The organism is Gemmatimonadota bacterium (assembly GCA_009692115.1).
Lineage (GTDB): Bacteria > Gemmatimonadota > Gemmatimonadetes > Gemmatimonadales > GWC2-71-9 > SHZU01.
Map to the genome: position 1 here is coordinate 112,220 of SHZU01000008.1, position 20,015 is coordinate 132,234.

General features: G+C 66.0%; 21 protein-coding genes. 15 read left to right on the plus strand and 6 right to left on the minus strand.

Annotated elements, in window-relative coordinates:
- Positions 1 to 3: 3 nt before the first annotated feature.
- The 4 genes from metH to EXR94_10745 form a co-directional block, all read right to left on the minus strand.
- Positions 4 to 3,708: a methionine synthase gene (gene metH, locus EXR94_10730; protein ID MSR03192.1), complete on the minus strand. Its 3,705-nt coding sequence runs from the start codon at positions 3,706 to 3,708 to the stop codon at positions 4 to 6.
- A 62-nt stretch (positions 3,709 to 3,770) separates the two neighbouring features.
- Positions 3,771 to 4,073: a DUF167 domain-containing protein gene (locus EXR94_10735; protein ID MSR03193.1), complete on the minus strand. Its 303-nt coding sequence runs from the start codon at positions 4,071 to 4,073 to the stop codon at positions 3,771 to 3,773.
- Positions 4,070 to 4,666 carry a YggT family protein gene (locus EXR94_10740; protein MSR03194.1) on the minus strand — a complete coding sequence of 199 codons (597 nt, stop codon included), beginning with the start codon at positions 4,664 to 4,666 and terminating at the stop codon, positions 4,070 to 4,072. The genes EXR94_10735 and EXR94_10740 overlap by 4 nt, the downstream gene beginning before the upstream one ends.
- Before the next feature lie 4 nt (positions 4,667 to 4,670).
- A complete protein-coding gene (locus EXR94_10745; GenBank protein ID MSR03195.1) occupies positions 4,671 to 4,943 on the minus strand; it encodes a hypothetical protein in 273 nt (90 codons plus the stop codon).
- Positions 4,944 to 5,004: 61 nt separating this feature from the next.
- On the opposite strand from EXR94_10745, the gene EXR94_10750 reads away from it, so the two are divergent.
- Genes EXR94_10750 through EXR94_10760 form a run of 3 tightly spaced genes read left to right on the plus strand, consistent with a single transcriptional unit; the run spans position 5,005 to position 7,107 of the window.
- Positions 5,005 to 5,355 (plus strand): hypothetical protein, encoded by a 351-nt coding sequence (locus EXR94_10750; protein MSR03196.1) that lies wholly within the window; start codon positions 5,005 to 5,007, stop codon positions 5,353 to 5,355.
- Positions 5,356 to 5,404: 49 nt separating this feature from the next.
- Positions 5,405 to 6,121 carry a hypothetical protein gene (locus EXR94_10755; GenBank protein MSR03197.1) on the plus strand — a complete coding sequence of 239 codons (717 nt, stop codon included), beginning with the start codon at positions 5,405 to 5,407 and terminating at the stop codon, positions 6,119 to 6,121.
- The gene (locus tag EXR94_10760) at positions 6,118 to 7,107 is read left to right on the plus strand and encodes a hypothetical protein (GenBank protein MSR03198.1); all 990 of its coding nucleotides are present in this window, start codon (positions 6,118 to 6,120) and stop codon (positions 7,105 to 7,107) included. Before EXR94_10755 ends, EXR94_10760 begins: the two co-directional genes overlap by 4 nt.
- 9 nt (positions 7,108 to 7,116) lie before the next feature.
- On the opposite strand, the gene EXR94_10765 is transcribed toward EXR94_10760, so the two are convergent.
- A complete protein-coding gene (locus EXR94_10765; protein ID MSR03199.1) occupies positions 7,117 to 7,494 on the minus strand; it encodes a hypothetical protein in 378 nt (125 codons plus the stop codon).
- A gap of 79 nt (positions 7,495 to 7,573) precedes the next feature.
- Here EXR94_10765 and pruA point away from each other — a divergent pair, with 79 nt between their 5' ends.
- The 8 genes from pruA (at position 7,574) to EXR94_10805 (ending at position 16,196) form a co-directional block, all read left to right on the plus strand.
- The gene (pruA, locus tag EXR94_10770) at positions 7,574 to 9,196 is read left to right on the plus strand and encodes an L-glutamate gamma-semialdehyde dehydrogenase (protein ID MSR03200.1); all 1,623 of its coding nucleotides are present in this window, start codon (positions 7,574 to 7,576) and stop codon (positions 9,194 to 9,196) included.
- Between the two features lie 2 nt (positions 9,197 to 9,198).
- On the plus strand, positions 9,199 to 9,969 hold the full coding sequence (locus tag EXR94_10775; GenBank protein MSR03201.1) for a hypothetical protein: 771 nt from the start codon (positions 9,199 to 9,201) through the stop codon (positions 9,967 to 9,969).
- Between the two features lie 12 nt (positions 9,970 to 9,981).
- On the plus strand, positions 9,982 to 10,914 hold the full coding sequence (locus EXR94_10780) for a nitrilase (protein MSR03202.1): 933 nt from the start codon (positions 9,982 to 9,984) through the stop codon (positions 10,912 to 10,914).
- 92 nt (positions 10,915 to 11,006) lie between these two features.
- Entirely contained in the window at positions 11,007 to 12,128 is a 1,122-nt protein-coding gene (locus EXR94_10785; protein MSR03203.1) for a tetratricopeptide repeat protein, read from the plus strand.
- A 4-nt stretch (positions 12,129 to 12,132) separates the two neighbouring features.
- Positions 12,133 to 14,763, plus strand: a complete 2,631-nt coding sequence (locus EXR94_10790) for an insulinase family protein (protein MSR03204.1) — start codon at positions 12,133 to 12,135, stop codon at positions 14,761 to 14,763.
- Positions 14,622 to 15,311: a CDP-alcohol phosphatidyltransferase family protein gene (locus EXR94_10795; GenBank protein ID MSR03205.1), complete on the plus strand. Its 690-nt coding sequence runs from the start codon at positions 14,622 to 14,624 to the stop codon at positions 15,309 to 15,311. Before EXR94_10790 ends, EXR94_10795 begins: the two co-directional genes overlap by 142 nt.
- Positions 15,259 to 15,738: an OsmC family peroxiredoxin gene (locus EXR94_10800; protein MSR03206.1), complete on the plus strand. Its 480-nt coding sequence runs from the start codon at positions 15,259 to 15,261 to the stop codon at positions 15,736 to 15,738. The genes EXR94_10795 and EXR94_10800 overlap by 53 nt, the downstream gene beginning before the upstream one ends.
- A complete protein-coding gene (locus tag EXR94_10805) occupies positions 15,735 to 16,196 on the plus strand; it encodes a hypothetical protein (GenBank protein ID MSR03207.1) in 462 nt (153 codons plus the stop codon). The genes EXR94_10800 and EXR94_10805 overlap by 4 nt, the downstream gene beginning before the upstream one ends.
- Positions 16,197 to 16,245: 49 nt before the next feature.
- On the opposite strand, the gene EXR94_10810 is transcribed toward EXR94_10805, so the two are convergent.
- On the minus strand, positions 16,246 to 16,521 hold the full coding sequence (locus tag EXR94_10810; protein ID MSR03208.1) for a hypothetical protein: 276 nt from the start codon (positions 16,519 to 16,521) through the stop codon (positions 16,246 to 16,248).
- Between the two features lie 168 nt (positions 16,522 to 16,689).
- Between EXR94_10810 and EXR94_10815 the strand changes: the two genes are divergently transcribed.
- The 4 genes from EXR94_10815 to EXR94_10830 are packed head-to-tail and all read left to right on the plus strand — an operon-like array spanning position 16,690 to position 20,013.
- The gene (locus EXR94_10815; GenBank protein MSR03209.1) at positions 16,690 to 16,992 is read left to right on the plus strand and encodes a hypothetical protein; all 303 of its coding nucleotides are present in this window, start codon (positions 16,690 to 16,692) and stop codon (positions 16,990 to 16,992) included.
- Positions 16,971 to 17,678 carry a DsbA family protein gene (locus EXR94_10820; protein ID MSR03210.1) on the plus strand — a complete coding sequence of 236 codons (708 nt, stop codon included), beginning with the start codon at positions 16,971 to 16,973 and terminating at the stop codon, positions 17,676 to 17,678. The genes EXR94_10815 and EXR94_10820 overlap by 22 nt, the downstream gene beginning before the upstream one ends.
- Positions 17,675 to 18,106, plus strand: a complete 432-nt coding sequence (locus EXR94_10825) for a vitamin K epoxide reductase family protein (GenBank protein ID MSR03211.1) — start codon at positions 17,675 to 17,677, stop codon at positions 18,104 to 18,106. Before EXR94_10820 ends, EXR94_10825 begins: the two co-directional genes overlap by 4 nt.
- Positions 18,103 to 20,013, plus strand: a complete 1,911-nt coding sequence (locus EXR94_10830) for a potassium transporter Kup (protein MSR03212.1) — start codon at positions 18,103 to 18,105, stop codon at positions 20,011 to 20,013. Before EXR94_10825 ends, EXR94_10830 begins: the two co-directional genes overlap by 4 nt.
- Positions 20,014 to 20,015: the final 2 nt, after the last annotated feature.

Below are 20,015 nucleotides of genomic sequence, written 5' to 3' on the forward strand. Positions count from 1 at the left end.
CGCCTAACGTCGATCGTAGCCGAGATTGGGTGCCAGCCAGCGCTCGGCCTCGACGGCCGACCACTCCTTGCGGGCGGCGTAGTCCTCGACTTGGTCCTTCTGGACCTTACCAACCCCGAAATACCGGGACTCCGGACGCCAGAAGTAGTAGCCGCTCACCGCGGCCGTCGGGGTCATGGCGTAGTTCTCGGTCAGCTCAATGCCCGCCAGGCGGGAGGCGTCCAGAAGCGAGAAGAGCAACCCCTTCTCGGTGTGATCGGGACAGGCCGGATAGCCGGGCGCCGGCCGAATGCCCTGATACCGCTCTTTGATGAGGTCGTCGTTGGCCAACGACTCGTTCGGCGCGTAGCCCCAGAACTCCCGCCGGACCCGGGCGTGCATCCGTTCGGCCAAGGCCTCGGCCAACCGGTCGGCCAGGGCCTTGGCCATGATACTCCGGTAATCGTCGTGATCCCGTTCGAACTCCGCCGTCAAGGTGTCGAGGCCGATGCCGGTCGTGACCGCAAAGGCACCGACATAGTCCAAGACGCCGCTCGCGGCCGGGGCCACAAAATCGGCCAGCGCCAAATTCGGTTTGCCGCCGCTCTTAACGTGTTGCTGCCGGAGGGTGTGAATCCGGCCGACGGTCCGGGTTTGGGTGGGGTCGCCGTAGAGCACGATGTCGTCACCCATGGCGTTGGCCGGGAAGAAACCGACCACCGCGTTGGCCCGGAGGAGCTGGTCGGAGACGATCCGGTCGAGCAGGGTCCGGGCCTCATCGAACAGATCGCGGGCGGCCTTTCCGACCACCGGATCGGTGAGGATGGCCGGGTAATGGCCGGCCAGTTCCCAGGTCTGGAAAAACGGGGTCCAGTCAATCCATTCAACCAACTCGGCCAGCGGGTAGTTGTCGAAGGCGCGCACGCCGAGGAAGTCGGGCGTGGGGACGCCGATGCTGAGGTCGAGGGTTTGCCGGTTGGCCCGGGCGTCCGCAATCGTCACCCGCCGCTCGGTGGTGGTCCGGTTGGCTCGGTCGGTCCGAATGGCCGCATATTCCGCGCCGACCTGGCGCACCAGTTCGGTCTTGAGCGTGTCGCTCAGGAGACTTCCCGCCACCCCGACCGCCCGGGAGGCGTCGAGGACGTGGATCACCGGCTTCGAATAGCACGGGGCGATCTTGACCGCCGTATGGGCCCGGGACGTCGTCGCGCCCCCGATCAGGAGCGGGATCGTGAAACCCTGGCGCTCCATTTCGGTGGCGACGACGGTCATTTCCTCGAGCGACGGCGTGATCAGGCCTGACAACCCGATCAGGTCGACCCCTTCGCGCCTGGCGGTTTCGAGGATCTTGGCCACGGGTACCATGACGCCGAGATCGATGACCTCGAAATTGTTGCACTGCAGGACCACGCCGACGATGTTCTTGCCGATGTCGTGGACGTCGCCTTTGACCGTGGCCATCAAGACCCGGCCCCGGGCTCGCTGACCCTCTGATTTCTCGGCCTCGATGTATGGAATCAGATGGGCCACGGCCTTTTTCATGACCCGGGCGCTCTTGACGACCTGCGGCAGGAACATTTTCCCGGCGCCGAACAGATCGCCGACGACGTTCATCCCGTTCATCAACGGGCCTTCGATCACCTCGATCGGCCGAGCGGCTCGGAGCCGGGCTTCTTCGGTGTCCTCGTCGATGTAGTCGGCAATCCCTTCGACCAGGGCGTGGGCCAGGCGCTCCTCGACCGGGAGTGAGCGCCAGGTGAGGTCCTTGACCTGGCCGACGGCTTGGCCTCTGGCCGTGTCGGCCACGGCCACCAGTCGCTCGGTGGCATCGGGCCGGCGGTTCAGGACCACGTCTTCGATTCGCTCGAGCAGATCCTTCGGAATGTCGTCGTAGACCGGGAGGCCGCCGGCGTTGACGATGCCCATGTCCATCCCGGCCTGGATCGCGTGGTAGAGGAACACCGCGTGGATGGCTTCGCGGATCGGGTCGTTGCCCCGGAACGAGAACGACACGTTGCTGACCCCGCCGCTGATCTGGGCATGGGGCAGGGAGGCCTTGATCCGGCGGGTAGCTTCGATGAAGTCGACCGCGTAGTTGTTGTGCTCCTCGATCCCGGTGGCAATCGCGAAGACGTTCGGGTCGAAGATGATGTCCTCGGCCGGAAAGCCGACCTGTTCGGTCAGGAGCCGGTAGGCCCGTTCGCAAATGGCCACTTTCCGATCGGCGGTGTCGGCCTGGCCCTGTTCATCGAACGCCATCACGATGACCGCCGCCCCGTAGCGACGAACCAGCGTGGCTTGGCGGAGGAACTCGGCCTCGCCCTCCTTGAGGCTGATCGAGTTGACCACGCTCTTGCCCTGGACGTTCTGGAGTCCGGCCTCGATGACCGACCATTTCGAGGAGTCGATCATGATCGGGACCCGGGCAATGCCCGGCTCTGAGGCCACCAACCGGAGGAACTTGGTCATCGCGGCGGCCGAGTCGAGCATGCCCTCGTCCATGTTGACGTCGATGATCTGGGCGCCGTTCTCGACTTGCTGGCGGGCCACTTCGAGCCCTTCCTCGTAGCGGCCGTCGATGATCAGCTTGGCGAATTTCCGCGACCCGGTGACGTTGGTCCGCTCGCCGATGTTGACGAAGAGCGCGTCGGGGCCAATGGCCACCGGTTCGAGGCCGGCCAGCCGGAGCGCCACGGGCGGCGTGGCCGGCCGCCGGGGCGTCACGCCTCGCACCGCCCCGGCGATGGCCGCGATGTGGTCGGGGCGGGTCCCGCAACAGCCGCCGACGACGTTAATCAGTCCGCTCCGGGCGAACTCGCCGAGCGTTTCCGCCATGAACGCGGGCGTGTCGTCATACTCGCCGAATTCGTTCGGCAGGCCGGCGTTCGGGTAGGTGCTCATGTACATCGGGGCGATCCGGGCCAGCTCATGGACGTACTGGCGGAGCGCCGGGGCGCCTAACGCGCAGTTGAGTCCCACGATCAGCGGTTCGGCGTGGGCAATCGAGGCGAAGAACGCCTCGGTCACCTGGCCGGAGAGAGTCCGGCCGCTGGCATCGGTAATGGTGCCTGAAATCCAAATCGGGACCGACTCGCCGCGGGCGGCGAACCGGTCCTTGATGGCATAGATCGCGGCCTTGGCGTTCAGGGTGTCGAAGATGGTCTCGACCAAGAGCAGGTCGACGCCGCCATCGAGGAGGCCGTCGACCTGTTCGCCGTAGGCGGCCGCTAACTCGTCGAACGTCACGTTCCGGGCGGATGGGTCATTGACGTCGGGCGAGAGCGAGGCGGTTCGGTTGGCCGGACCGATCGAGCCGGCCACGATCCGGGGGCGGCCATCCTGGGCTTCGAGTTCATCGGCCAGGTTCCGGAGCATCCGGGCCCCGGCCAGGTTGAGTTCGTGGGCCAGAGCCTGCATCCCGTAGTCGGCGAGGGAGATGGCGTTGGCGTTGAAGGTGTTGGTCTCGACGATGTCGGCACCGGCCTCGAAATAGGCTCGGTGGATCCCGACGATTACGTCCGGCTTGGTCAGGCAGAGGAGATCGTTGTTGCCCTTGAGGTCGCTCGGCCAGTCGGCAAACCGGGTGCCCCGGTACTCCGCTTCGGAGAGCCGGTGCTGCTGGATCATGGTCCCGTAGCCGCCGTCGAACACCACCACCCGTTCGGCGAGCAGATGCTTGAGTTTGGCGATTCGGGCGGTTCGGCGGTGTTTTAGGGCGGTCGTAGCCATCGTGGCGTCGTTCCCATCAAAAAATGAGCCCGGAGGCAGACCTGACGCCCCGGGCGAGCGTCTTAGCGAGTTGTTGTCTCAACTCCGAGCGCGGCCGTGGCATTGGCCACCGAGATTCCGAGGGCCTCGACGGTCTTCCGTCGGCTCGTATCTCCATGTATTAAATGGACTTGCCGGCTCGGGATCCGGAGCGCGTCGGCTAAGAACCGGACCACTGCGGCATTGGCTGCCCGATCGACGGGTGGGGCCGAGATCCGGAGCTTGATGGCGTCTCCGTGCCGTCCAACCACCTCGGTTTTGGAGGCGCGAGGCTGGACATGGATGACCAGCCGAACCCCGTGAGCCGTCGCGGTAATCGGGTTCATGCCCGGAAGAGGACCGACATAACTAACCCTCGGAGCAGGTGGAGGGCAAAGTAGGCCGCGATCGGACTGGCGTCGATGATGCCGAACGGGGGCAGGACCCGGCGGATCGGCACGAGGATCCAGTCGGTGAGCCAGACCAGCGGGCGGAGCCACCGGACCGTGGGCGGCACCCCGAACCAACTGATGAGATACCGGACGAAGATGGCCATCATGACCAGGCCGAACGCCGAGCTCACCGCGACCCCTGCCCAGACCCGGGGAGGAGCTTGGCTCAGCGCGATGGCCCCGAGCACGAAGCCGAGGATCCAGCGAACCAAGGACACCAAGACCAAGCCGACCAGGACCGACAGGCCCAGGAGCCAGAGGCTGGCGTCCTGCGGGTTGGCCCCCCGCCAGACCAATTGCTTCTCCAGCGGACGAAGCACGGGGTCCGAGAGGTGGCGAACGGTTTTTGACCAGGGCGTGAACGGGCCGATTCGCCGCTGCCGGACCCCCCAGTGGGTCAGCCAGACCACCCCCGACAGGGCGACGATACCCAACGCCACCGACCGCGCTACCAGGTCGGTCATGGCGGCCACCGCGGTGAAGGTCACCGGGTCAGCCGCCGCTGCAGGTAACCGACCGGGGCGGGGTCCGGCCGCAGGCAATCGTGCCGTCCATGCCACGGGCCAGGACGCCACAGGCCGTGGTCGTCGCGGTTTCCGTGGCGGCCGCCGGCGTCGGGCCCGAGGCTTTGGCGCACCGGTCGCCGCCGTCGAAGGTCATGCAGACCTCGCAGGTCAACTGCTGGGGCTTGACGCTCGTGTAGGCCAAAAGCGCCACGAAGGCCACCGCTATGATCCAGAACACTGTTGTACGACTGAGCCGCATCGGAACCTCTCCGGAGAAATCGGCGTTTGCCAGGTAGCAACTGGATGGTTACGCTTCGGGTATGGGTTCAGTCATTGGACGGCTCGGTTTCGCGATGGCGGTTCTTGGGGTGGCGCTCGGTGCGTTGCCCAAGAAAGCCATGGCGCATTGCCGTCCCGAACCGACCCAATCGGCCCCGGGGCACCACGACCACGGATCGGAAAATACCGACTCGGCCCCGGAATGTCCTCATTGCCCGCCGGTCGAGTGCCGCCGCCATGTGGAATGCGCCACCGCGCTCGACACGATGGTCGTGACCCGTTCCCCAATTCCGGTGCCGGCCTCCGATGCCCAGGCCATCGCGACACCCGGGAATTCCGGCGCCACCGGTCACCCGTCACCCCCAACACCCCCTCCCCAGCTGACCCTCTGATCCGGCATCCGTAGTCAGCCGTTACCGATCACTCGAGGGGACCGACATCATGGGAACATCGCGATCGCGGCTCGTTGCCGCGGCACTGGTACTTGGCATGGCGGGCGCTCCGGCGCTCCCGGCCCAAGTGGATTACCGCAATCTGGACGACGCGCGCCCGAGCCGGGTCACCGATGCCTATCCGGTGGAGCGGTTTGCGTTTGAGCTGTCGATGGGGGGCCGGCTCCGCACCGGGAACGGGGTGACCGAGGGCCGGGCGTCGCCCCACCTCGAGTATGGGATCTTCCGAAACCTGATGGTTGGGGTCGGGGCCGAGCTGATGGATCAGGGCAGTCACTTCGAGGCCTCGGCGTTCTGGAATGCTCGCCGGGAGACGCCGGGGTTCCCGGCGGTGTCACTGGCCGCCTCGGTGGGCGAGGACCCGTTGGTCCGGTTTCTCGCGACCCGTTCGTTCGGCCTCTCGCGGCTCCATCTCAACACCGGGCTCGACCTGTCCGGGCCCACCGACTGGTGGGGCGGTCTGGCCTGGGATCGGACTCTGTTCCGAACCAGTACTCTGGTAGTGGGCGAGCTGGTTGCCGAGCGGGTGGGGCTCGGGCAGGGCGTAGAATGGAGCGCCGGGGTGGGGCTCCGCCGGCAGCTGACCCCGACGGTGGTCATTCACGGCGGGGTAAGTCAGGGATTGGGGGGCTTGGGCACCGAATTCAGCTTGGGCTTGAGCCATGCCTTTGCCATTGCCGGTTTGATGCGAGGAGCGCGCCGATGACCCGCCTTCACGGATGGCTCCTGTTCGTGCTAGTGCCCGGTGTGGTCGCGGCCCAAGGCGGCCGGGACGAAGAGTTCTACCGGCCGGGTCGGTTCAACTGGATGTTCCAAAAGGCCTACCCGGAGGCGGCGCGGCTGTTCAACGCCTTCGACTATGGCCACGCGATCTTGTCCGAACGGCTGACGATCGCCCCGGACGAACCGGTCGACCGGCTCGAGGTCCGGGAATTCGATTTCCTGGTGGGCGATCTCTTGAAGCGGCCGCCTCGGTTTGCGGTGGCCGAAGAATCGATCATGCCGAACTACGCCCGGATGGCTTGGCGGGCCAAGTCAATGTTCGAGCGGGCCCACGTGCTCCACCGTCAGATCTACGACGTCTACGCCGATGAACGGCTCTCGGTCGATGCGCAGCGGGCCATGGTGGAGCAATTGACGGACTACTACTTGGCCGACACCCGCTACGCCTTTACCGATCAGCCGAAGGCGATGGAACTGATGGACGGGCAGTCTTACAGCCAAGTGTTCCGGCAGCGGTACCCCAAGTTCAACGGGCTGATCTGGGCCTATCACTGGCTTCAGGTTGGTCTTTACGAGTCACTCCTGACCGAAACCAGCCCGGACCGGAAGCGGGCCAGTATCAAGGAGAGTCTGGACCGGTTTTGGGCCATGACCGTCCAGGCGCCGGCGAATCTTCCATCGGTGATGCCGATGACCTCGGCGGTGGCACCGGTGTTCAGCGAGCGCCATCAGCGAGCGGCGATCATCTTCGACAACCTGCACATGTTGCACGACATCATGTCGGATGTGCTCGCCTCGCCGAAGGTGATGAAGGCGGACAAGGCCCGAGTGATCAACGAGGTGTTGGATGAGTTCCAGAATCCCAAGACGAATCTGGTCGACTTGGTGCACTGGCGGATGATGGCCGATCACATGGGCGGGGTGGAGAAGATGGGCGGAGTGGCCGGCCGACGGCCCACCCCGCCCTGAGGGCGCTCGCTACTTGGCAGCGACGCCCGGGGTGGCTTCGGGCGCGATGCCGTCGTCGATCGGGAGGGCAGCCGCCCGCCATCCGCTAGCGAAGGTGACCGTCAGCCGGTAGCCCAAGGTGTCGGGCACCACGGTGACGACCCCCGGGATGGTCTTGGCGTACTCCATCGCCTTGGTCACCTGGGTGGCGCGGGCCTCCGCGGTGGTGCCGCCGTCCCACTGGGCCAGGGACCGGCCAATGGCCACCAACTTGGCCTGTTCAGTGCCGTAGCGGGCAAACTGTTCAGCGGGAATCAACCCGTCCTGGCCGGCCGTGGTGGACTGGAGGTTGTAGGGGCGGCAGGCCGCGATGGCGCCCAATGCGGAGGCGGCGAGGAGGTAGCGCATGGTGGTTCCTTGGGGGTGGTGTCGTCCAGCGGCCTGAATATAAGTAGATTCCGGCAACCTCAAGCCTCGACGAACCCACATGGCCTCGATTCCGAATACCCCTGCTCCGATCAATGAGCCGATTCTCACCTACGCCCCGGGCACGCCAGAACGGGTCGCCATCAAGGCCGCGCTCAAGGAAATGAGCGGCGAGGTCGTCGACATTCCCTGTATCGTCGGCGGCAAAGAGATCCGAACCGGCAAGACTCATTCGGTGGTCTCGCCCCACCGGCACGGTCATGTCCTGGCCAACGTCCACGAGGCCGATGCCCGGACCATGAACCAGGCCGTCCAGGCCGCCGAGCGGGGCTACCGGGAATGGTCGAACTCGAAATTCGAGGACCGGGCGGCGGTGTTCCTCCGGGCGGCTGAGTTGCTGGCCGGTCCGTGGCGCCAGGTGCTCAACGGTTCCACCATGCTCGGGCAAAGCAAGACGATCTATCAGGCTGAAATCGACGCCGCCTGCGAGTTGATCGATTTTTGGCGCTTCAACGTAGGCTTTGCCGACCAGATGTACACCCAGCAGCCGAAGTCCTCGCCGGGGGCGTGGAACCGGATGGAGTACCGGCCGCTCGAGGGGTTCATCTACGCCATTTCACCGTTCAACTTCACTGCCATCGGCGGCAACTTGGCCGGCACCCCCGCCCTGATGGGCAACACGGTGGTCTGGAAGCCGGCCGGCACCGCGGCGCTCAGCAGCTACTACACGATGAAGCTCTTCGAAGCGGCCGGAATGCCGCCCGGCGTCATCAACTTCCTGCCCGGCAACGCGGCCCTGATTACCGAACGGATGTTATCCGACCGGAAGCTGGCCGGGGTCAATTTTACCGGCTCGACCGGGGTGTTCCAGTCGATCTGGAAGCGGGTCGGCGAGCGGATTGCCGACTACGCCACCTACCCTCGGCTGGTTGGCGAAACCGGCGGCAAGGATTTCGTGCTGGCCCATCCGAGCGCCGATCCGGAGGCGCTGGCGGTGGCGCTGGTTCGGGGGGCCTTCGAGTATCAGGGGCAGAAGTGCAGTGCGGCGTCGCGGGCCTATGTGCCGGCCAGTCTCTGGCCCGAAGTCCGGGACCGGATGGTGGCCATGATGGCCGAGATCAAGATCGGCGACGTGGCCGATTTCAAGAACTTTATGGGCGCGGTGATCGACGCGAAGGCGTTCGGCAGGCTCAAGGGATACCTGGATCAGGCCAAGAAGGACCGGAGTGTGACCTTGGTGTCCGGCGGCGGCGCCGACGACAGCAAGGGCTACTTCATCGAGCCGACGCTTCTCCAGGTCAAAGACCCGGCCTACCGGACGATGTGCGAGGAGCTCTTTGGCCCGATCTTGACCGCCTACGTATACAAAGACAAAGACTGGAAACAGACCGTGAAGTTGGTGGATAGCACCAGTCCGTACGCCCTGACCGGATCGATCTTTGCCCGGGATCGCGACATCATCGACCAGGTGAAGACCACGCTCCGGCACGCAGCCGGTAACTTCTATATCAACGACAAGCCGACCGGTGCGGTAGTGGGCCAGCAGCCGTTCGGCGGCGCCCGGGCCAGCGGCACCAACGACAAGGCCGGGTCGTACCTCAACTTGGTCCGGTGGGTGTCGCCGCGGTCGATCAAGGAAACCCTGGTCCCGGTAACCGACTACCGGTACCCCTTCATGGCCTAGTCTTGAGTTTGCGCTGCCTCGGCCTGGCGCTGGTGGGATGGGTCTCGAGCGCGGCGGCGCAAACCTACCGGCCGTCCGCGTTTGCCTGTGCGGTGTTTCAGGAGTCGGTTGCGACCTCGATTCGCGGCACCAACGGGTCGGCGGAGGTCGCCGACCGGGCCGGCCGGTTTGGGTTGCTGGTACTCAATGGCCGCGACTCGAGCGGCGTGGTCGTGTTGGAGGCTTGGTACGACTCCCTCGAGGTCTGGCGCGAAACCGCCGCCGGGCGGGAGGCGCCCGAAACCGACGGGGTCGTGGGGGGCCGGTTTCGGGGCGTCCTCCACGCCGCCGGGAAGTACCGGCCGCTCAAGGCCCCGTTCATACCCGACGAGCTCGCGGACGTGGCCGACCTGGCCGCCGTCCTGGATGACTTCCTCCCGTGGTTGCCGCCGGCCCCGTTGGCGGCCGGCCAACAGTGGTCGGACACCACCGGACTTACGATTCGGCGGCTGCCCGACCGGGCCCGGACTCACCACTATCGATGGACCGCCAGCCGGCGCCGAGGTGACCGGTATGCTGCCTCGGACAGCTTGTCGGTGACGCTCGACCAAGTGATCAAGGAAACCGGCGAACTCGAATGGTCGCCGGAGGGCGGCCCGCTCGGCTGGACTCGTCAGATCAACGTGTCGGCCCGGATCCCGGCCACCGGCGGGGTCAAGCGGCCGGTCCGGTCCACGGTCGATCAGACCGTGACCGTGACCCGCCGGCCGGACCTCACTTCACATTGTGGTTAGGCGGGAGGCCTCATGACCTGGGTTCGGGCGGCGGTAGTGCAGGACGGATCGGTGGCCTTCGACCCCTTGGCCACCCTCGACCGGGTGGCGGCCCGGATGGCGGAGGCCGCGCGCGAGCAGGCGCAGGTGGTGGTCTTTCCGGAAGCGATGATCGGCGGCTATCCGAAGGGCGTGGACTTCGGCGCCCGAGTCGGCTTGCGGAGTGACGAGGGCCGGGAGGAATTCGAGCGGTATTGGAACGGCGCGATCGAGGTGCCCGGCCCGGTTACCGACCGGCTTGGCGAAATGGCCGGCGAGTTCGGCGCCTATCTGGTCATCGGGGTGATCGAACGGAGCGGGGGCACGCTCTACTGCACGGCGCTCTATTTCTCGTCGGAAGGCGCGCTGTTGGGCCGGCATCGGAAAGTGATGCCGACCGCCATGGAGCGGATCATCTGGGGTTACGGCGACGGCTCCACGCTCGCCGTGTTTGATACGCCGTTAGGCAAACTTGGCGCGGTGATTTGTTGGGAGAACTACATGCCGTTGCTTCGGACCGCCATGTACGCGCAAGGTATTGAGCTGTACTGTGCCCCGACCGTGGACGACCGGGAAGTCTGGGGGGCCACTATGCGGCACATTGCGCGGGAGGGCCGGTGCTTCGTGTTGTCGGCCTGCCAGCACGCCCGGCGCCGTGACTACCCGGCCGACTACGCGCCGATCCAAGGCAATGATCCGGAGACCGCGCTGATTCGAGGGGGGAGTCTGATCGTCGATCCCTTGGGGACCGTGCTGGCGGGGCCGGTCTATGATCAGTCCTGCGTACTCGTCGCCGACCTCGACATGGGGCTGATTGCGCGCGGGAAGTATGATTTCGATCCGGTGGGGCACTACGCCCGGCCCGACCTTTTCAACTTGACCGTCAATACGTCCCCGCAGCTGCCGGTGCGGTTCACGGGTTCGTAGCGCTCGGCAAGCGTTTCGAGCCCAATAAACCCCTTGTGTGGGCGGCTCGCGTTCTCCTATGTTTCGGGAACTTTCACGGGGAGACCCACCGGATGTCGGAAGTATTCCGGAGCTCCGACGAGTTCGATGAGCAAGCCCACCAGCTCTACAATCAAGGCCGCTACGACGAAGCGCTCGACGTGTTGAAGGACGGGCTCTCGATCTATCCGTCGTCGGTCGAATTGTACGTCGGGGCCGGGTACGCCTATCTGGCCCGTGAAGAATACGCCTGGTCCCGCGAAGCGTTTACCCAGGCCCTCTTGCTCGAACCCGACCATGAAGACGCCTTGGCCGGATCGGGCGAAACCCTGCTCCGGATCGGCGACCAGGCGGCCGCCCTCCAATCGTTCGACCGGGTGTTGGGCCTCGGGTTCCAAGAAGATCACGACCTCATGCTCCAGATTGGGAAGGCCCTGTTCCGCCAAGGCCTCCTGGCCCACGCCCATCGGTTCTTCGAACTGGCCGCCAACGCCGAGCCCGAGTGCGAAGAGGCCGCGGCCTGCATGGGCTACGTGTCGCACCGAGTGGGCCGGGACGGCTCGGCGGTGTTCTGGCTCCGCCGGGCGCTGGCCATCGACCCCACCTTTGCCGAACCCCGGGTGTACCTGGCCAACATGCTCTACGACCGGGGTGAAACGGCCGCGGCGCTGATCCACTTCGAGCGGACTGAACCGGAAGAGCACTTCGACGAACTCGGCCTGTTCCGGACCATCGAACTCAAGAAGATGTTCTTCCGCCTGGCCGACGACGACGAAACCCTCGAGCCTTGGTACCAGCGGGTGGCCGAGCTGACGGTCGAGCCCGACCCGATCGACGAACTGCTGGCCGAAATCGAGGCCATCCAGAACAACGGATCGGTCCGCGACCCCACCCAGCTCGAACTGTTCGGCACCATGCAGACCGAATTGCAGCAGATGCTCCGGAAATCGGGGCATCGGCCCGAGGTCCACCAGGTCGGCACGCTGGCCGGCCAGATGGTGCGGGGCACCTGGGACGAGATCTTGACCCAGATCAAGGCATCGGACCGGCTCGCCGCGGCCCAGTCGGTGCCCGAATTCATGGCGGGTCAAGCCGAGCGAGGCAAACAGGAAACCGGCGTAGTCATCCCCACCACCGACGCCGAGGCGTTCATCCGAGGCTCTGCCGAAGCGGGAGTGCTCCGGATCGTTCACTGACCGAATGCCACCCGCCGAGCGCCGAGTGCCGAGTGCCGAGCGCCGAGATTGGTCCTCCGGGGTCGTTCGGTCGGTCCTGCCGAACGGCCTGACCGTTCTCATCCATCCTGATCCGACCGCTCCGGCTGTCAGCGTCGTGATCCACGTCCGGGCCGGTTTCTTCGACGAGCCGGACCGGTGGCAGGGGATCAGTCATGTGCTCGAGCACATGTTCTTCAAGGGCACCCCGACCCGGGGCGTCGGCCAGATTGCCTCGGAAACCAAGGCGCTCGGCGGCTACCTCAACGCCTACACCAGCTACGACGCCACGACCTATTACGTGGTCCTTCCCGAGGCCGGCTTCCGCCAGGCGCTCGAAATCCAGGCCGACGCCCTTCGGAATGCCGCCATCGATGCCGGTGAGCTGAAGCGCGAGCTCCAGGTCATCATCGAGGAGGCCAAACGAAAATTCGATAGCTCCTCGGCCCGGGCCCATGAGGTGCTACACGAAGTGCTGTTCGACCACCACCGGATCCGGCGCTGGCGGATCGGGGTCGAAGGTCAGTTGGCCGGCTTTACCCGCGAGGATGTGGCCGGGTACTACGCATCCCGCTATCTGCCGGGGCGGGTCATCGTGTCGGTGGCCGGCGCCGTCGAGGTCGGGCCGGCTCTCCAGGCGGTCGAGGACCTGTTTGGCGATTGGGCGGCCGGGCCCGCGGCGGTCGATCTCTCGCCGGAGGAGCCCTGGCGCTCCGACAACCGGGTCCGGACCCTTCGCGGCGATGTGAAGCAAGCGGATCTGGTCGTGGGGTGGCGCGCGGTTCCCTACGGGCACCCGGACGCTCCGGCGCTCGACCTAGCCGCGTCGGTGTTGTCCGCGGGCCGGGGCGGCTGGCTGTATCGTCACCTCCGCCAGCCCGGGATCGTGACATCGGCCGGCGCGTACCACTACACGCCGACCGAGGTCGGGGTGTTCTCGATTTCCGCCGACCTCGAGCCGGGCCGGATCGATGAGACCCTGACGGTGGTCGGGGGCTTGATGGCCCGCCTCGGGACGACCGGTCCATCAGACCAAGACTTGAGCCGGGTCAAGACCCTGATCGCCGCCCAATGGGCCCGGCGGTTCGAGTCGGTTGATGGCCGGGCCACGACGGTGGCGGCCGCGGAAGCGTTAGGCGGCGTGGCCGGTCTCGACGAAGAATACCGCCGGATGATGGCCGTCACCGCCGCCGAGGTCCGGGACGCGGTGCGCTGCTATCTCCGCCCCGATGCGGTCTCCGCCGTGGTGTATCTGCCCGATGGAAGCGGCCCGGACCTCACCGTGGAGGGCCTTCGGCGGAGTTTCGAGGGGCCGGCCCGGTCGGCCGATCCGCCCTCGAATGCCCCGACGCTCCCGGTGTCTTCACGGGTTCGCGCGGTCGGCGTGACTCGGACGGCCGGGGTGGCTCATCTGGCGTTCCCGGGCGCCGATCTGTTGGTCAAGGCCAAACCCAGCGTCCCCTTGGTGACCCTGGGATGGTATCGGCGCCGGAGCGAGCCGGAGGCACCGGGGGTGGCCGGCGTCGGGGCCTTGGCGGTGCGGGCGGCGGCGCGGGGGGCCGGTCCGTTCGATCTGGCCGCCCTGGCGGACGCCTTCGAGGTCCTCGGCGGCACGTTAGGCACCAGTGTCGCCGCCGATTGGCACGGGTTCGGCGCGTCGGTCCTGGCCGCCAATCGGGATCAGGCGCTTCAGGCGATCCGGGAGGTGGTGATGGCCCCCCGGTTCGATCCCGCCGAGGTTGCCCGCGAGCAGGAGACCATGATCCGGGAGGCGGTCCAGGCCGCCGACGACATGTTTCGCCGGCCGGTCGATCTGGCTCTCGGCGCCGCGTTCGGGGCCCGCGGCTATGGTCTCCCTGCGAAGGGCACGCCCGACACCCTGGCCGCACTCACGCTCGACGACGTCCGGCGGTGGCACGGTCGGGAACTCGATCAGTCGCGGCCGTTGATCGTGGCCGTGGGCGATCTCGATCCCGATGAGGCACTCGACCGGCTCGGTGGGATTCTGGCCGACCTGCCGGCGGTGCCATCCGGCCCGGCGTCGGCCTCCGTGCCCTGGACTCGGGCCGAAGCGCGGAGGGCCGAGGACCGGCACAAGTCGCAGACGGCCCTGGCGATGGTTTTTCAAGGCCCCTCCCGTTCCGACCCCGACCGGTATGCCGCCGAGGTTCTCGCCGCGGTGGCCAGCGGCCTGGGCGGGCGGCTGTTCTATGCGCTCCGGGATCAGCGGTCCTTGGCCTACACCGTCATGCTGTCGAGTTGGCAGCGGCGGTCGGCCGGGGCCATCGTCACCTACATCGCCACCTCGCCGGAACGGGAAGCCGAGGCCCGGGACGCCATGCTCTCTGAACTGGCCCGGTTTCGGAACGAACTGGTCCGGCCGGACGAACTCACCCGGGCGGTCAACTACTTGGCCGGCCAGGCCACGGTTCAACGCCAAACCGCGGGGGCCCAGGCCTCCGAGATCGTCGACACCTGGCTGCTGGGCACTGGATTGGCGGAACTGGACGATCCGGCCGCCGAATACCGTCGGGTCAGCGCCGAGGACCTCCAGCGGGTGGCGGAACGGTATCTGGTGGCCGATGGGCGGGCCGAAGGGTTGGTGAGGGGTCGGTGAGCGAGTCACCCGAAGCGCCGGGTGGCCGGGCCGGCCTCGCGACTCATTGGACCGCGGCGGACCTCTTGACCGCGGTCAGGATTCCGCTCGCCATTGCCTTTGTGTTGGTGCCCCACACCGGATGGCGTTTGGCGTTTCTCTGGATGGCCGGCATCAGCGACTTCATCGATGGGTTCGTGGCCCGGAAGTGGGGCAGTTCGCGACTTGGCTCCGTGCTCGATCCAGTGGCGGACAAGGTCTTTGTGGCGGCGGCGTTTGGGGTGGTGCTCGTGGCCGGTGCGTTAACCTGGTGGGAGGTGGTCGCGGTTTTGGCCCGGGATCTGGCCGCCACCGCGGCGTTCTTGGCTACGGTGGCATTCCGGCGTCCTTCGGCCATCCAGGCCCGGGTGGCGGGCAAGATCGTCACCATCGGTCAGCTCTTGGTGCTCTGGGCGTTCCTGCTCGAGTCAACCTTGCTCCGCCCGATTGCGTGGGCCACCGGCGCGGTCGCGGTGTATGCGATTATCGATTATGTCTTTGTGGCTCGTCAGGAGCATCGAACCTTGTGAAGCGTGGGAGACCGGTATGAGTGACGTCAAGACAGTGGCGGTGGAGTGGCAGGGCGGGATGCGGTTTCGGGGCGGAGCGCCCGGGGGCCCGGCCATGACCATCGACGCTGATGGCAAGGAAGCGCCCGGTCCGATGTTGGCCCTGCTGATGGCCGGAGCTGCTTGCGGCGGAGCGGACGTGGTCAGCATTCTCGAGAAGATGCACGTCAAACTCCGGAAATACACGACGGAGGTGAGCGGGGTGCGGGCGCCCGACCACCCCAAGCGGTACACGGCGATTGCCTACCGGATCGTGCTGGCCGGCGACGGACTTGATGAGGATAAAGCTCGACGAGCCATCGACTTATCGCTGGCCAAGTACTGCTCGGTCTTACTGTCGTTGAACCCCGACATTCCGATTACCTACGAGCTCGTCCTCGAACCGTGAGGGCCGGCTGGGTCCTGGTGGGGCTCGGCGCCTGCTGGGGCGGCTTCCCGGCGACCGGGATGGCCCAGGAACGACTGGCGGTTGGGCCGGCCCTCGAGTTCCTGGCGAGCGATCCGGCCGCATTCGGACTGGGACCGAGGTTTCGGTGGCGGCTGGTCCGGGAGGTGGGGTTCGCGGCGGGGGCGAGCCTGGTTCGACGGGGCGGCGATTGGGCGGGCCGAGGGGAGCTGACCCTCCAGCTTCGGTTCGGGTCATGGGGCGGGGCCAAGACGGTGTGGTACGGCTTCGGTGGCGTGGCGGGCGTGACGGGGCCCTTGGGCGGCGGGTTTCTGGTGGCCGGGGCCGGGGTGGAGACACCGGCCGGCCGGGGCTCGACCTGGTGGGGTGAACTCGGGGTAGCGGGTGGGGCCCGGGTGGCGGCGGGCTATCAGGTCCGGATCGGGGGCCAGAAACGATAAAAGGCCGTCCCGGGGGACGGCCCTTCATAATTCCTCTGCCGGGTCTGACTTACTCGGCGTTCGATGCGGCCACTTCAGGCTTCCGGGCAACCGGGCGACAGAACCGCTCGCCGAGGACTCGCACTTGGGCGAGCTGCTCCTCATCGAGATCGGGGAATCGTTCGACCAGGTACTGCACGGTGTCGTCCAGCCACTCTTTTTGCTGATCCGGCTCGGCTTCAACCACCCCGCACCGCAGGATATGGCTGAACAATTCATCGCGGGCTTGATCAAAGAGGGTTGGGGTTGACGCGCTCTTGCTGAAGGGCTTCTTCGGTTTGGCCATTGACCTTCCTTGCTGGTAGGGGCGGGTGGCGATTCCCGAGCCTTTGGGTGACAGACATTCAATTATAGCCTTAGAAGCCGGTTTCGGCCAAGGGGTGAGGGTGCCGGAGCGGCCAGGGGACCCGATTACCTTTGCGGGCGGTCACCCGGTCAGGGAGAGGGGCCGTTCATGGGCGAGCATGATGAGGTGTATGGCCGAGAACGGCAGCGCCGCCTCACCGCGCTGCTCCGGGACTTGTCCGAGCGGATCCAGGACCTCGATGAACGGGGTGAGTTGTTGGAGTCGGCCCCTGAACTCTTGAAACGAATGGATCAGCTCCGCTCGGAGCTGTTCCACTACGAGGTCCGATCGACGTACGACACGCCGGAAATCGCCGACAGCCGCCGGATCGTCGACGAGGCCGGGCAACCACTGGAATCTTTGGATTCCGAACCCGAGGACGATGAGCCATGGCGTCGACCGCCAAACTGAAGAAGAACGCCCCGCCGCCGGCCTCGACCCGGTCCTATCTCCTGATCGGTGCCGCGGCGGTTACCGGGGCAGTGGTGCTCGGCTATCTGGTGATGAAGCCGAAGGACGTCCGCATTCCGGCCAACGTGACGGTGCTGGCGGCCGATACCGCGGGCTTTCGGGGCTACGTGTTGGGTTCTGATTCGGCCAAGATCGAGGTCACCGAGTACGCCGATTTTCAGTGCCCGGCCTGCGGCACCTTCGACGTGCTCCAGTTCGACGTCGTCAAGCGGCAACTGATCGAAACCGGGTTGGTCCGCTACCGCTACCGGGATTTCCCGCTTCCGATGCACCCGCACGCCCGGGTCGCGTCGCATGCGGCGGCCTGCGCCAACGATCAGGGCAAGTTCTGGGAGATGAAAGCGCAGATCTACAACCGGCAGGCGGAGTGGTCGCCGCTTCGGTCGGCCGCGGGATTCTTCGGCGACTTGGCCGCGGCGGTCGGGGTCAACCGGGGGCCGTACGACGAGTGCATGCAGTCGGCCAAGTACGCTGGGCGGATCGAGGCGAGTCTTCAGGAGGGCACCAAGCTTGGGGTGCCATCGACGCCGACCTTCTTGATCGGCGGGCAACTCTATCCCGGCGCGTTGTCGTCGGATAGTCTCGCGGCCAAGGTCCGGCGGCTGGCGGCGACCCCCGCGCAATGACCAACCGGTTGGCCCTCGCCATCCTGGCGGTGGCGGGGCTTTTCATTTCGCTCTACCTCTGGCTCTACAAGCTCGGGAAGATCGGCACTATGGCCTGTGGCACCGGCGGGTGCGAGACCGTACAACTCTCGGTCCAGAGCCGGTTCCTCGGCGTCGAGGTCGCGCTGATCGGGGTGCTCGGCTACGCGGTGCTCCTCGGTCTGGCCCTGCTGGTGCTCCACCCGAAGTATGCCGGCGCGAGTTGGCCGCTCACTTGGCTGATAGTGCTGGCCGGGGGCGCGGTGTTCTTCACGGCCTACCTCAAGTATCTCGAGTTCTTCGTCATTCACGCTATTTGCCGGTGGTGCGTCGGATCGGCGGTGGTCATCGCGACGATGTTCGGGCTGACCGTGGTCGAGTGGCGCCGGGCCCGGGCCGAGAAGGCATGACCGGCGAACGCCAGGAACCAACCGGCAAAGCGCTAGGGATTTTGTCGTTCTCGGCCCTCGGCGTCGTCTTCGGCGACATCGGCACCAGCCCGCTCTACGCCTTGAAGGAGTGCTTCATCGGCACCCACGCGGTGCCGCTGACCCCGGAGAACGTCTACGGGATCCTCTCGCTGGTCTTCTGGAGCCTCACTTTTCTGATTTCGTTCAAGTATCTGGTCAACATGCTCCGGGCCGACAACCGCGGGGAGGGCGGGGTCCTGGCTTTGCTGGCGCTGACCAAGCCCGGTGAAATCAAGACGTCCGCCAAATGGCTGCTGGTGTCGCTCGGGCTTTTCGGCTCGACGATGATCTATGGCGACGGGATCATTACCCCGGCCATTTCGGTGCTGGGCGCTGTCGACGGCCTCAAGGTGGCGGCCCCGGCGCTGGGCCCGTGGGTCATGTGGATCAGTGTGGTGATCATCATTGGGCTGTTTGCCGTTCAGAGCCGGGGCACAGCGGCGGTGGGCGCCCTTTTTGGACCGGTTACCGCGGTCTGGTTTGTGTGCATTTCGATTCTTGGGGTCCGGGGCATCATGCTCGACCCGACCGTGCTGAAGGCAATCAATCCTTGGCATGCGGTGGCCTTCTTCCTCCGCGACCCGCGGGACGGGTTCATCGTGCTGTCGGCGGTGGTGCTGGTCGTGACGGGTGGGGAGGCCCTGTACGCCGACATGGGTCATTTCGGCAAGCGGCCGATCCGGTTGGCTTGGCTCGGCATGGTTTTCCCGGCGTTGGTGCTCAACTACTTCGGTCAGGGCGCGTTGTTGTTGACTCGGCCGGAGGCGATCAGCAACCCGTTTTACGGGCTGGTGCCGGGGTGGGCGCTCTATCCGATGGTCGGGATCGCGACCGCGGCGGCGGTCACGGCGTCCCAGGCGTTGATCTCGGGATCGTTTTCCCTGACCCAGCAGGCGCTTCAACTCGGGTACGTCCCGCGCCTCAAAATTCTCCATACATCCCGGTCGGAGGTGGGCCAGATCTACATGCCCGCCGTCAATTGGACGTTGATGGTGGCCTGCGTGTTGCTGGTGCTGGCCTTTCGGGATGCCGAGAGCCTCGCGGGGACCTACGGGGTGGCCGTGACGATGACGATGATGACCACGACCGTGTTGTTTTGTTCTATTGCCGGCGCTCGATTCGGGTGGAGTCGGTTCAAGGTCGTGTCGTTCGGTGGGGTGCTCCTGGTGGTTGAAGGGACGTTTCTCGCCTCGAACCTGACGAAGATCCCGCATGGCGGTTGGCTTCCCCTCTTGATCGGGGTGGTGATTTTCGTGGTGATGGCTACCTGGAAAAAGGGCCGAACGATTCTGGCGACAAAACTTCGAGACGAATCCTTCCCGCTCGAGTTGTTGGTCAAGGACGTTGGCACGAAAGTGCCCCGGGTCGACGGGACGGCGGTGTTCATGAGTTCCGATCCCACCGGCGCGCCACCGGTGCTGCTCCATCATCTCAAACACAACAAGGTGCTCCACCAGCGAGTCGTGTTCCTGTCGATCGTCAACCATTTGGTCCCGCAGGTTGCCCCGGCCGACCGGATCGCGGTCACGGATCTGGGCGGCGGGTTCTTCACCGTGCTCGCCCATTTTGGTTTCATGGAAACGGCCGACGTCCCCAAAGTGCTCGAGGCCCTTGTCAGTCACGGACTGAGCATCGAGATCCGGAACACCAGCTTCTACCTGGGCCGCGAAACCCTGATCCCGATCAAACGGAAAGGCGAAGACTTCGGCGAGAAGCTCATCCGCCGGATGCCGATGTGGCGGAAGCGGCTCTTCGTCCTAATGGCCAACAACGCCCGCCCCGCTACCGCCTTCTTCAACTTGCCGCCGAACCGGGTCGTCGAAATGGGCGCCCAAATTCAGATTTAGGA